Here is a 13,594-nt window from a genome sequence, read left to right on the forward strand (position 1 = left end):
TGCTTTGGTTTTAATAATGATGTATAAAAATTCTGCCTCTTATAAATGGTTTTTGAGGTTATGGACTTTGAATTTTATTCCATTTTCAAACTTTCCACTGGGTTTTTTAAGGCTGCTTTTACTGTTCCAAAAATTATTGTAAATACAGCAATGATAAGTGCAATGCCACCGGCAACGAGAAAAGTCCATAAATTCAAATCGATTCGATAGGCATAATTTTGGAGCCATTGATGTGCCGCGTACCAAGCTAAAGGCGTAGCTATGAAAAAAGCTACTATTACCAATTGCAAAAAATCCTTGGTCAGTAGTATTACAAGGGATGATAAGCTCCCTCCTATCACTTTACGTATGCCAATTTCCTTTTGTCGTTGTGAAACCACCAATAATGAAAGCGCTAAAAGTCCGAAACAGCTTAAGATTATCGCTAAAATGGAACCGCTGCCAATCATGGTCATCATGGTGCGTTCTCTCTTCAAGGAGCGATCAATATTTTCATCTAGAAAAGAGCCCAAAAATGCTGTGTTCGGTTCCATTTTGTTCCAGGTTTCCTTTACATATTCGTATGTTTTCAATAGATTGTTCGGTGCCACTTTTACATAGACGTACCGGAGGGTGCTGTCACCTAAGAAGAATGTAATCGGCGCTATTTGTTGATCTACATTTTGAAAGTTAAAATCCTTAACAACTCCAATGATGGAAAACCGAGTTGAATTATCCCCCAAAATAAGATGTGCCTCCATCGGATTTTTTTCTGCCAGTTCCCTCGCCATTGCTTCATTTATAACCACTGCAACGCTATCTGATTGAAAATTTCTATTAAAACTGCGGCCTTTGATAAATTCTATATCCAAGGTTTCGGGGTAGTCATAATCTACCGAAAGCATGTGGGTAGCAATTAACCTATTTTTATAATCAAAGCTAATAACACTGGTCATCATTGTGCCGTCCTTCCCCAAGCCTAAAATATTATCCGAAGCCGTTACGCTCAAAATATCCGGATTTCCGCTGAACTCGTCCCTAAATAATTGAAGGGCTTTTTTCCGTTCTTGTTTGGTGTTTAAGGGAAAGGCGATTACCTGTTCCTTATTAAATCCCAAATCCTTGTTGCGCAGATAATCTAACTGCTGCCACAATATCAAGGTCCCGCCGATTAGAAAAATGGCAATACTGAATTGAACAATTATTAATACATTTCTTATTATGTTTTTTCCATTCGCCTCCAATTTACCTTTTACTGCATGCAAGGTTTTTAATCTACTCAACGTAAAAGCTGGATAACCTCCTGCAATTAATGTGATGAGTAAAATGGAAATTAAAGTTCCTAGAATAATGGAGGGATTGGAAATGGAAATAAAGGAAGCCTTTGTTTCAAAAAGTATCTGAAACGGTTTGATTAAAATATACGAAAGTAATCCCCCAAAAATGAAAGCTATTCCATACACCATCATACTTTCGCTCCAAAATTGTAACAAAATCTCCATCTTTTTTGCCCCCAAAGTTTTACGAATTCCAACTTCCCGAAGCCGGTTCATACTTTTGGCAAGATTCATATTTATAAAATTTACGCTGGCAATAAATAAAATAAGAAATGCGATTCCCAATACGAAATATTGCGAGGACCTGTCCACAGTAATTAATCCATTTTTATTAATTACAAAACTTTCATCTTTTAGGGGAAGCAATTTTAACTGTCTGAAATTGCCATTAGCATCGGGTTTGGCGCCATCGCGTTTTGAATTGGCAATTACCTCGGCAAAATGTAGATTGGAGAAATCTTTGGTAGATGCTTCAAATTTTTCAGGAGTAATTTCGGGGGCCAGCTTGGTATACACGGCATGATTTTGATTATCCCATCTGTCAAGATTGTTGGCATAATAAGCATCGGGCAAATTTTCGAAATTGTAGACTGCTTGAAAATTCATGCTAGTTGCTGAGGGAATCTCCTCTAATATGGCTGATACAGTTAGAGGAACTTCCACCCCATCCCTTTGAATAATTACGGTTTTTCCTATTGCCATTTCCTGGGCAAAAATGGTATTTGCCATTTTTTGGTTAAGAACAATTGAATTTTTATCGGTAATGGGAGTGGTTTTATTTCCTTTTGAAATGGGAAAAGAAAACATGTCAAAAAAAGGAGGATCTACCCAAGCGGAACTAACTCTAAATGTATTTCCATTGTAAGTTAGTAAGGTGCCACCCGTTACATATCGAGATATCTTTTCTATCCCTGGCACTTCTGTTTGTAGGGCATTAGCAAATGGAATTGGGTGCGTATCGCTGGACTTGGGTCCTTTAGTTGTTTGTTCGTTTGTATAGATTTTATAAATCGATTCATGATTTTTATGGAATTCATCGGTAGAAAGTTCATACAAAGAATATACACACAATAAAAATGCACTTCCGAAGGCCGCTGTCAAACCGATAATATTCAATATGGTATTGGTTCTATCCTTAAACAAATTCCTTATTGCTATTTTTATTTTTATATTGAGCATTGTAATAAATTTTCTTAATTATTTTTCCCATACAAATACTGTTGGGCGTTTATTCTGTTCTTAAATTATTGGATGGATTGTTTTTCGCTGCCTTAACAGCGTGAAAGCTTATTGTTAATAGGGCAATCAATATTGCTATCGCCCCAGCAATTATAAATACCCAAAAATTCATATCTATACGGTAAGCAAAACCTTGGAGCCATTGTGAAAGCAGCAAATAAGCTATTGGTACCGCAATTATAATTGCTATGAGAATCAAGAATAAAAATTCCTGAAAAAGCAGACGCCATATATTCAATACACTGGATCCTAATGTTTTGCGAATGCCAATTTCCTTTTTGCGTTGTTCTGCAGTAAAAGCTGATAGTCCAAATAGCCCTAAGCATGAAATGAGGATTGCAATAAGGGCAAATATTTGCGATAGTTTGCTAATTAGAATTTCCCTCTTAAATTTTGTTTGGAAAACCCTATCGACAAATGTGTATTCAAAAGGAAATGCGGGATTGTGTCTTTTCAATACTTTTTGAAGGGAGCCTAACACCATACCTTGCGGAATTCCTGGTTTTAACCTTACATACAGAAAGCTCGCTTCATCCAAGCCAGATAAAAACATAACAGGTTGACTGGGTCCATAAATATCACCATAAACATAGTCCTTCACTACCCCGATTACTGTGTAGTTTTTATCCGCAGTCACAATTCTGCCCACGGCACTACCAGGACCCATAAGTTTAGCAAAGGACTGAGTGATGATTATATTAAGGCTGTCATTACGGGAATTATTACTAAAATTTCTCCCTTCTACAATTTCCATCCCCAAGGTTTCGATAAAATTGGAAGTTATCCATCTATATCGAATTAGAACGTCCTCCGTTTCGATTCCTCCTTGCCAAGAAAGCCCTGATCCATTACTCCCACTGGAAAATATTTCCGAACTATTCATTGATACATTTTGAACCAGACCTAAGGCAAACATGTCCTCTTCAATTGAATTATAGTTTTTAATTATATTTCCATTCACAGGTATCTGGACCACATTCTCCTTGTTAAATCCAAGATCGCGAGATTTAATGTGTTGGATTTGAAGAAAGACAATTAGGGTACTAATTATGAATACGATTGAAAAGATGAATTGTGTTACAATTAATCCCTTTCGCAACGAAACTGCACTTCCACCGGGTTTATTTATTCTTTTAAATATATCCAGCGGTTTGAAGGAAGACAGATAAAATGCCGGGTAAAGCCCTGCAAAAATGCCGCACACCAAAGTGATTCCAATCAAAAAAATGAGATGTGCTGGCTCATTGAAACCTATTGTTAAATCCCTTTCAACTAAATTATTAAAATAAGGAAGCAAGAGATAAAGAAGTAAAACCGCCACACCCGCAGCCATAGATGCAGTCATCATGGATTCAGTCAGAAATTGGGCGATCAAGATTTTCTTACTCGATCCTAACGCTTTTCGCACGCCCACTTCATTGGCCTTCTTTTCACTTCTTGCTGTAGCGAGGTTCATAAAATTAATGCACGCAATCAACAAGATTATAATGGCAATAAGAGAAAAAAGCTGAACAAACTCTATGGCACCGCCAACAATCACCCCATTTTGGAATTTAGAACGCAAATGCCAATCTTTGGAAGAATGTAGAAACGCCTCTTGCTTGTTATCCTGAGTCAATAAAGGCAATATGTCGCGCACTTTGTTATCAACCGCAATTCTATCGGCCCCAGGAATAAGCTTGACGAATGTGTCAACAAAGTTGTTATCATAAGTTTGAGTCCACGAATTTTCTTTGGAATAATGTTGAAAAGGGCAAAGCCAACTAAATTTGTAGGTGACGTTGGCGGGTGAATCTTCAATAACTCCGGATATCTGTAGTGGGGGAGAATTATTTACAAATATGCTTTTTCCCACAATACCCTCAACAGTACCAAAAAGTTTTTCGGCAGTTTCTTCGGTAATTACAATTGAATTCAGGTTTTCAAAGGCTGTCTTTGCGTTTCCTTCAATAAAAGAAAGGCCAAAAATTTCAAATATATCTGTATCGGCATAGTGGCCATTGCTGTTTATTATATTATCTCCTACCTTAAAAAGTAAATTTGCATTCACCAACCTTCCAGCTTTATTTACCTCGGGAATTTCCTTTTTTAAGGCTGCTGCCAATGGGCCCGGCGAGGCATGGAATGTTTGCCATTCTCCTTTATATTTTTGGTTAATGGGCACGTAAAACACCCTTTCTTGGTCGGGAATGCTGCTATCGAAATTTGTTTCATTTTCAACCCAGAGAAAAATTAAACAGGCCGAGGTAATTCCAAGAGCAAGGCCAGTAATATTGAGAATACTATATCCTTGATTTTTCCTTATATTTCGCACTGCGATGTTAATTAGATTTCCTAACATGTTATAATCGTGAAGCTATCGAGCTGTTTTCAAATGAATTAGCAATGCTTAGTTTCTCTCAAATACCCTTAAAATCGGCCAAAACATTTTCGGTCACTTTTTGACCATCCAACATTCTAATTATGCGATGGCTATATTTAGCATCGTGCTCGCTATGCGTTACCATAACAATGGTAGTACCGGCGTCATTCAATTCGGTTAACAATTCCATAACCTCATTTCCATTTGAACTATCAAGATTTCCTGTGGGTTCATCGGCAAGAATTAACTTGGGCCTATTTATGACCGCGCGTGCTATTGCCACACGTTGTTGTTGTCCTCCCGATAATTGTTGCGGAAAATGTTTACGCCGGTGCATTATTTGCATACGTTCCAATACTTCATTTACCCTTTCCTTGCGATCGGCTGATTTTACACCTGTATAAATCAAAGGCAATTCTACATTCTCAAAAACCGTGAGTTCATCAATCAGGTTAAAACTTTGAAATACGAAACCAATATTATGTTTTCGAAGGTTAGATCTTTTGCGTTCATTAAAACCGGCAACCTCAATTCCATTAAAGAGAAAACTTCCGCCATCCGGTTCATCCAACAAACCAAGAATATTTAATAAGGTTGATTTTCCACAGCCTGAGGGGCCCATTACTGCTACAAATTCACCTTCTTTTACTTTAAAGGACAACCCATTTAAAGCAATTGTACGCACTTCTTCCGTTGAATAATATTTTTCCAGGTCAGTTATTTTTATCATTATTTTAAAATTTAATATTCATTATTGGTTCAAAATGGGCGTTTTCGAAAACAATGAGTGTATTTTTTTCCAACGCCCAAAATGAAGGCTAATTCTACTCTTTCAATATTAGTTCTTGTACATTGTCATAATTCTCATAGCTACTGGTTATCACTTGATCTCCGGCGGAGAGACCGCTTATGATTTCGTAACTCTCAGTATTTTGATTTCCCAAGGCTATTTCCGTTTTATAAGCTCTGGTGCCATCATCGCTGATCTTGTATATCCAGCTGCCGCCAGTTTGCTGGAAGAATCCCCCTTTGGGAATCATGACCGCTCGCTTTTCTTCACTTAATGCCAATCTAATCTGTAAACTTTGTCCACGTCGAATTGACGCCGGAGGTTTCTCCACAAATTGCATATCGACCTGAAAGCGACCATTTTTTACTTGAGTATATACTTTCTTTACTTCGAGAACATAGCTTTGGCCGTTGAAATTGAAAGTTCCGGATTGTCCGTTGTAGATTCTGGAAATATAATGTTCATCTATTTCTGCAAGTACTTTAAAGCCACTTAAGATATCAATTTGCCCTAATCGCTCTCCTTTGTTTTTGGATTGGCCAATTTCAGCATCCAATGAAGTTAGTTGTCCGTCCACAGGAGCTCTCACCACAAGATCCGCCACTTTTTGGCGCATAAGCTGTAATGCGTCCTGGGTTCTGGCATAACTATTTCTTACCTGTGCCTTTTCTTGCTTTCGTGCAAGGGAATCCTGCAATAATACTTGATTTGAAAGCTGCATCCGTTCCTTTTGGTACTTGTACTCGTTTTCTGATCTTATAAAATCCTGTCGTGCAATGATACCTTTCTCAAACAACTTTTTATTGAGGTCATACGTACGTTTTGCCTCTGTTAACCCACTTTCTACATCGGTATATTGTGTTAATTTGTTTATGGTGTTTTGCTGAGCCGAATTTTGCGAAATTTGAATTTGGGTCAATAAATTATACACCTGTGTTTCTTGGTTAACCAGACTCAATTCCAAATCGGTATTTGAAAGCCTTAATATGGGATCGCCCATCTTCAGGAGTGCTCCATCTTCCACAAACTTTTCTTCAATCCTTCCGCCCTCCATCGCATCTAAGTAAATAGTAGTGATTGGAAGTACAACTCCATTTACAGGTATGTTTTCCTGAAAAACACCTTCCATTACACTACTTATTGTGATGCGTTCCTTCTCCACATTAAGTTTTCTATTTCCCATTGTCGAAAAAATAACGAATCCAAGCAATACCAGTAAAAGACCCAATCCAACAATCAGAATGATTCGTTGGGGAGTTAAAAATTTCTTTTCTACTGGAATGTCCATGTGTTTTATTTGTTATTGAAAATATTACTTAAAATTGTGTGCCAAAACATTAATATTCTGTTTTACAATTACTTAATATTTATTTTCAGAATAAAGGTGTACGATTTTGGAACACTAACTGTTCGCTGCCGATACACTTTTCAGAATTTGAAATTATAGGTTCCTTATCCGAATGAGAAATATCATAATTTATTAATATTGTATAATGCATTTACACAACTCCAACATTTTGGTAATTGATGACGATGAAGACGTTCTCGTTGCTATGCGACTTTTGCTCAAATCGAAGGTTAAGGAAGTAGTAGTCAATAAAAATCCCAACTTAATCACTAGCCTACTTCAGAATAATCATTTTGATGTGGTGATCCTGGATATGAATTTCAACGGACATATAAATACAGGAAATGAAGGTATTTTTTGGCTTAATAGGATAAAAAAGGAAAAACCTAATATTGATGTAATATTAATTACGGCCTATGGTGATATTTCGTTAGCGATTCGTTCCTTAAAGGAAGGTGCTTCCGATTTCATTCTAAAACCTTGGAAGAATGAAAAATTGTTGGAAACAATTAAAGACCTCTTAGAAAAAAAGAAAAAAAAGCAACCCCAAAAGCTTTATTTGGATTCGGGGCCTAAAATTATAGGCGATAGTGAACCTATGCAGCAAGTATTTTTGAAATTAAAGAAAGTGGCGCCCACCGATGCGAATGTGCTTATTTTAGGAGAAAATGGAACGGGAAAGGATTTGATTGCAAAAGCAATTCACGATAATTCGCTTCGGAAAAATGAGCCATTTGTAAAAGTAGATGTTGGGGCATTAACGGATACACTTTTTGAAAGTGAACTCTTCGGGTATAAAAAAGGGGCATTTACTGACGCCCGCGAAGATAGAAAGGGACGATTTGAAACTGCCCATGGCGGAACATTGTTCCTGGATGAAATTGGGAATATTACCCTGCGTCAACAAGCCCGCTTGTTAACCGTACTTCAAAATAGAGAAATAACTCCTCTCGGGTCCAATAAAGCTGTGCCCATCGATATACGCCTAATCTGTGCCACCAATATTAGTATAAGCGATCTTGCCGATGAAACGCGATTCCGAAAAGACTTACTTTATCGTATAAATACTGTAGATATCACAATTCCAGCCTTACGGAATCGGGGGGCGGATATACCTCTTCTGGCTACCTATTTTCTCAAATTTTATGCTGAAAAATATGGCAAGGAACATTTTGAGATTTCCCCAGGGTTTATGCAGAAAATAAAAACACATCCTTTTAGTGGCAATGTAAGGGAATTGCAATATGCTCTTGAACGTGCTGTAATTATGGCCGAGCATCCTACCTTACAGGCTTCTGATATTACTTTTTCGGTTTTTGAAAACCCGAATACAATTGATTCAAATAAGGAAACAAATCTAGACGCTATTGAGAGGAATACTATTTTCTCCGTTATTGAAAAAAATAATGGCAATATTTCAAAATCCGCAAAGGAATTAGGAATAACACGGGCAGCACTTTATCGGCGACTTAATAAATATGACCTATAAAAACTTCTTTTTCTCCTTAACATTACGAGTTTTAGGCCTGCTTGTTTCATTAAGCGCAATAGCTTTTGGGATAGCGTTAAAAAATACTCATGGCATAATTGGGGGATCCTTGATTACCTTATTATTGCTATATAATCTCTATAAACTTACAGTGAAACGTTTTGTGGAAATGGATGATTTCTTCGAATCGGTAAAATATCGCGATTTTTCAAGATTGTATAGGGAAGATAAAGGATCGCAGGATATAAGAAAACTGCGCCACGGATTTAATTTGGTGAATAAAACTATAAAATCTATTGATAGTGAAAGACAAGCTCAATATTTATACCTCCAAAAAATTCTGGAAATGATTGAGATTGGAATTATAGCCTATAATGTGGAAAGCGGTAAAGTGCTTTGGGCAAATGATTCCTTGATGAAAATATTGGATTTCCCTTCCTTCAAGAATATCAATTTTGTACAAAAAAGGAATCCAAAATTATATGATGAATTGTTTGAAACCTATCATTCAAATACAACTTCGGTAACCTTGGATAAGGCGGAAAAGACGAAAGTATTAATTTCTGATACCATCTTTGAAATTGAGGATAAATCCTTTAAACTAATTGCTTTGCAAAACATTGAAGAAACATTAAATAGGAACGAAAGTGAGGCTTGGAAAAAATTATTGAGTGTAATGACACATGAAATAATGAACAGCATTGCTCCCATTACTTCATTAGCTGAGACACTTCAGGTAGATATAGAAAAGTCGCTCAAAAATCCCACAGCGGAAAAACTGGAGCTAAAAGATTTGAATGCTGGTTTAATTACTATTAAAAAAAGAAGCGAGGGCTTAATGAAATTCGCCAAAACATACCGAAGCCTCAATAAAGTTACCCATATTAATAAGAGTTCAGTAAAGGCAAGGGATTTATTTAAAAGCATTAGTGAATTGATGAAATCTTCCATGGAGCGAAGAAACATAGAACTCCTCTTTGATTTAAAGGATAACAATTTAGAATTGGACATTGATTCCTATTTAATTGAACAAGTCCTTATTAATATTATTTTGAATGCAATGGATGCCACATCAAAGGTCCCAAATCCCAAGATTGTAATTTCAACAAATGTCGATAGCAAGGGGAACGTTGAAATCAGAGTTACGGATAACGGTTGCGGCATACCTTCCGAAATAATGGATCGTATTTTTATACCATTCTTTAGCACGAAGAAAACAGGAAGTGGAATTGGATTGAGCCTGAGCAAGCAGATTATGTTGCTTCACGGTGGTAAAATACAAATTCAGAGCAATGTTGGTACTGGAACGATGGTTCTACTAATTTTTTAAGCTTCCTATTCTATTTCATTTGATAGTAGTTATTTCTTCGTTAGCTTTTCTGTTTTATGGCAGAAAAAGAAATTTAATCAATTTTAGTTCTCAAACCTTTTCAGTATTTCATTGAGGGAAGTCCTATTGCCATTAACTTCTCTAAATGAATCATAATATTTATCTGAAATTGATTGAAATTTATCTGTGTGCGCTGCTTCTGACCACCCTAATTTTATCGACTCGAAGGCATTGGAATTTTCAGTATGTAGGTTTAAAAATAGGTTAGCAATTTTTTCCCTTTCACTTAAGGAAAATTCATTGTTTATTAAAACAGGCCCTAAAGGAATTTCATCCGAAACCCATAAAAGTTTAATCTTATTCGCAAGTGTGGAATCTGCTTGGATCTGTTTATAATATTCGTTGCTTCCAATGGCACATAAATCCGTTTCCCCATTTTCTAATTTTTCAAAAGTGGAAGTATGGTTTCCCCCATATTTCACTTCCTTAAACTGGGACTCGGGAGAAGGAATGTTTATTGAACTAAGAAAAAGTCTTGGAATTAAATTCCCTGATGTGGAGCCACCTTTTACAAACATCATAACAAAATTTTCCGGATTATTTTTTATCACTGAATAATCATAGATACTATCATTATTAGTGAGCAATACGGTTTTGTAATTATCAACAGCATCTTTTTTAATATTCATGTTGGCGATGGGAATCATGTGCTCATTCCCGGCGGAAAGAATTAAATATCCTAAGGTGTTGATTAATGCTATATCTACTTCATTTGCTTTAATAGCAGCAATAAAAGATTCCACGTCAGGATAGCTAATTATTTCAACTTTACGATTTAAGTTCTTTTCCAACGCTACTGATAAAGGTTTCAGATTTTCTATTCTATCGTTACTTGAATATGTGTAGGTAGCTAATCTTATTGAAGTTTTGTTTGATTTGTACCCAATGAAAAGGAAGCCTATTAAAATCGTCAAAAATATTACACTGAACTTCGCTTTCATATTAATGTTTCTATTTGCAAAATTTAATAAAATTATAAAGAATTAAAAAGAAGACCCAAGTGTTTCAGAAACATAATTCCACACCCTTCATAAAATGAAGAATACATTCCACCTTGAGTCTCCCTTTCACACCTAAACATTCATCTCCTCACTATATAAAACTTTATAAAATTGACAGAGAAAAACAATAACAGGCGTACAATAATTTACTAACATTATAAACCACCTTTAAGTCTCTGTGCCAATTATAAATTAATATGCCTAACTAAACTTTGGTCATTCCACGCTCGAAAAGATATTCTGCGAATTATGAATATTGGCCAAAGCGTAATTTTTCAATAATTATAGTGAGTTGAATTATAACTGCAAAAATCCAAAACAAAAAACTATAGTAGTTTTTGAATCGATAAAGCGCATGATTTTTATATGGAACACATCAGCGCCACAATAAAAGTAAAAAATATTTCATATTTGCTATTAAAAGCTTTATCATCAAAATAAGCATTTGGTCGAATCAAAATATGATTTCCAAATACATAACATATTTTGCTTTTTTGTGTAAATTCCTTAATCTATCACCAAAATGGAACCAATAGAAATTTTTAAAAAGTGGTTTGAAGAAGAGCTGAAACTTTCAAAAGTGCGAATTCCAGATGCAGTTTGTTTGTCCACTATAGGCCTCGATAATTTTCCAAACGCAAGATTTGTTTCCCTAAAGGAAGTAATTGAAAATTTATTTTTTGTTACAGGCCCACTCAATTTCAGGAAAGGAATTGAAATTGAAAAAAATGAAAATGTAGCACTGACTTTTTGGCGGGCGGAAACAGAAAGACAGGTAAGAATTCAAGGGAAAGCATCTAAAATATCCGAACAACTTGCGGACAAATATTTTAATGAACGTAACATCCATTCCCAAGCTGTATCATCTATTTGTGAACAGGGAAAAGAAACTAACGATCTGGAATTACTGAAAAAGAAAGTAATGGAAAAAGTATTTACAAATACTAAAATAGAAAGACCAGAAAATTGGGGAGGATATTCAATTGAACCAAAACGAATAGAGTTTAAGGAATTCAAAAACACAAGGTTTCATGACAGAAAATTATACGAAATTTTAAATGGGAAATGGAATTGTAAACACATACAACCCTAGCAGTCGGTAGTCAAAAAGCTCAAACCTAAGATTCTATCTTTTTCATTTGCATTATATTGGTGTCAAACAATTTTGGCTTCCCATAATCTATAAGAATATTTTTTTAATCCTGCTTTTATATCACCTCATAATTAAAACTGAAGTTTACATCCAAAATCTGGAAAGAAACCAATTTGATTTACACGATCCACATTGTTGGTCAATCTGTTGTAACGTGTCACGAAGATGTTCTTGTTGTTGGTTACGTTTTGAAAATCTACGTAAAACTGGAGTGAAGTCTTTTTCCTGTTAAGCTTCATGCCGAACTTGAAATCCAATCTCAAATAATCGTCGTATTGTTGACTATATGCGAGTTCGTTCTGTCGGATTTCATAACCAGCTTCGCGTGAAGCTTCCAAATCTATAGGTGTATAATACCTCCCGCCCGAAGTAGTAAAACGGGTATCGAAAAAAAGTGTTCTTTCATTTGTCTTTCCAAGAACGAATTCCTTTCCCGCCAGAATATTGGCTACATACTGATTATTAAAGGGCGAATTTCGTTCTATTTCGTCGCTTCCTGTATACTTTGCATCAAAGAAAGATCCGGTCAATAACACATAATAGCCCTTGCTAAAAAACTTCTCCAGAGTAATTTCCACCCCCTTGTTATAACCAGTGCCTTCATTAACCAACGAAACCCTGTCGTCCGAAAAACCGAAATCGGCACCCTCGGTAATTGTCGAGTAACTTGATTCGAAAGAATCGACACCTGCCTTGTCAATGTTTTGGTAATAAAGTTCAACCTTGCCCCGCCATTTGGGGCCGAGCTTTACATCGTACCCCAAAACATAATGTTGGCTTCTTACAAAATCAAGTTCTTTATTAGTCTGCTTTGTTTGACCATTTACCTCTTCATTCAAAAACAATAAGGGGTAGGGAATATTCTGATGGTGCATACCATATCCCGCACTCAGTCTATGAACATTCCCTATTTCATAGTCTATTGATGCCCTGGGTTCAACCGCCAACTGATTATTTAGTGAACTGTATTGTAAGTGTAGGCCGGTGTCTAGTGTCAAATCTTCCGTCAAGCGGAATTGTCCCTGTACGTATGGTTGTACAATTATCAAATTCGCGTCTATATTTCTAAAAGTATTAAGATCGGGGTCGCCATCATTGTTAGCATCTGGTTGCTCATGCCTATGCAACAATAGATTCTTTATGTTGAAGTTTTCTGCCATAACCCCAGCCCGCAGCATTGTTCTGTTGCTCAATTTTGTATTGAATAGGGTGGAAAAGGTAAATCGGGTTTCACTATTGTCAGTTTCGGTATAACGAATGGTGCGCTCCTGTGGTGAATCAAGATCGATGATTCGATCCAATTTAAAAGCATCGTTTGAGAAAGACCCTGCGATTACAGTTTTCAAAAACGATTTTTCGCCCAGTGTTAAGCGGTGTTTTAGTCCGCTCACTAAAAAACCGGATTCTGCAATAGAGTTTTCGTCTTCCGCAGAAAATAAATCGTCGGCACTAATATCCTTTCCTAGAAACTTGATGTCGGAAGCCCCATGGATCCCAAAAAAAAAA

Annotated in this window: 9 protein-coding genes; 3 read left to right on the forward strand and 6 right to left on the reverse strand. The window is 36.2% G+C overall.

Features of this window, described 5'->3' with window-relative positions; genetic code table 11:
• Positions 1–74 precede the first annotated feature (74 nt).
• From QRD02_RS13205 to QRD02_RS13220, 4 genes are all read right to left on the reverse strand, one after another.
• Positions 75–2,495: an ABC transporter permease gene (locus QRD02_RS13205; RefSeq protein ID WP_290255430.1), complete on the reverse strand. Its 2,421-nt coding sequence runs from the start codon at positions 2,493–2,495 to the stop codon at positions 75–77.
• Positions 2,496–2,544: 49 nt separating this feature from the next.
• Positions 2,545–4,869 (reverse strand): ABC transporter permease, encoded by a 2,325-nt coding sequence (locus QRD02_RS13210; protein WP_353959586.1) that lies wholly within the window; start codon positions 4,867–4,869, stop codon positions 2,545–2,547.
• Between the two features lie 85 nt (positions 4,870–4,954).
• Positions 4,955–5,647, reverse strand: coding sequence for an ABC transporter ATP-binding protein (locus tag QRD02_RS13215; protein ID WP_290255432.1), 693 nt, complete (start codon positions 5,645–5,647; stop codon positions 4,955–4,957).
• A gap of 94 nt (positions 5,648–5,741) precedes the next feature.
• Entirely contained in the window at positions 5,742–6,995 is a 1,254-nt protein-coding gene (locus QRD02_RS13220) for an efflux RND transporter periplasmic adaptor subunit (protein ID WP_290255433.1), read from the reverse strand.
• 205 nt (positions 6,996–7,200) lie between these two features.
• On the opposite strand from QRD02_RS13220, the gene QRD02_RS13225 reads away from it, so the two are divergent.
• The gene (locus QRD02_RS13225) at positions 7,201–8,544 is read left to right on the forward strand and encodes a sigma-54-dependent transcriptional regulator (protein WP_290255434.1); all 1,344 of its coding nucleotides are present in this window, start codon (positions 7,201–7,203) and stop codon (positions 8,542–8,544) included.
• A complete protein-coding gene (locus QRD02_RS13230; RefSeq protein WP_290255435.1) occupies positions 8,534–9,874 on the forward strand; it encodes a sensor histidine kinase in 1,341 nt (446 codons plus the stop codon). Before QRD02_RS13225 ends, QRD02_RS13230 begins: the two co-directional genes overlap by 11 nt.
• Positions 9,875–9,957: 83 nt before the next feature.
• On the opposite strand, the gene QRD02_RS13235 is transcribed toward QRD02_RS13230, so the two are convergent.
• The gene (locus QRD02_RS13235) at positions 9,958–10,875 is read right to left on the reverse strand and encodes a phosphate/phosphite/phosphonate ABC transporter substrate-binding protein (RefSeq protein ID WP_290255436.1); all 918 of its coding nucleotides are present in this window, start codon (positions 10,873–10,875) and stop codon (positions 9,958–9,960) included.
• A 583-nt stretch (positions 10,876–11,458) separates the two neighbouring features.
• Between QRD02_RS13235 and QRD02_RS13240 the strand changes: the two genes are divergently transcribed.
• The gene (locus QRD02_RS13240; protein WP_290255437.1) at positions 11,459–12,028 is read left to right on the forward strand and encodes a pyridoxine/pyridoxamine 5'-phosphate oxidase; all 570 of its coding nucleotides are present in this window, start codon (positions 11,459–11,461) and stop codon (positions 12,026–12,028) included.
• 131 nt (positions 12,029–12,159) lie between these two features.
• Here the strand turns inward: QRD02_RS13240 and QRD02_RS13245 are convergent.
• Positions 12,160–13,594 (reverse strand): TonB-dependent receptor (locus tag QRD02_RS13245; RefSeq protein ID WP_290255438.1); only part of this gene is annotated, 1,435 nt, incomplete at its 5' end.

It is taken from the genome of Aequorivita aurantiaca, assembly GCF_030410135.1.
Classification (GTDB): domain Bacteria; phylum Bacteroidota; class Bacteroidia; order Flavobacteriales; family Flavobacteriaceae; genus Aequorivita; species Aequorivita aurantiaca.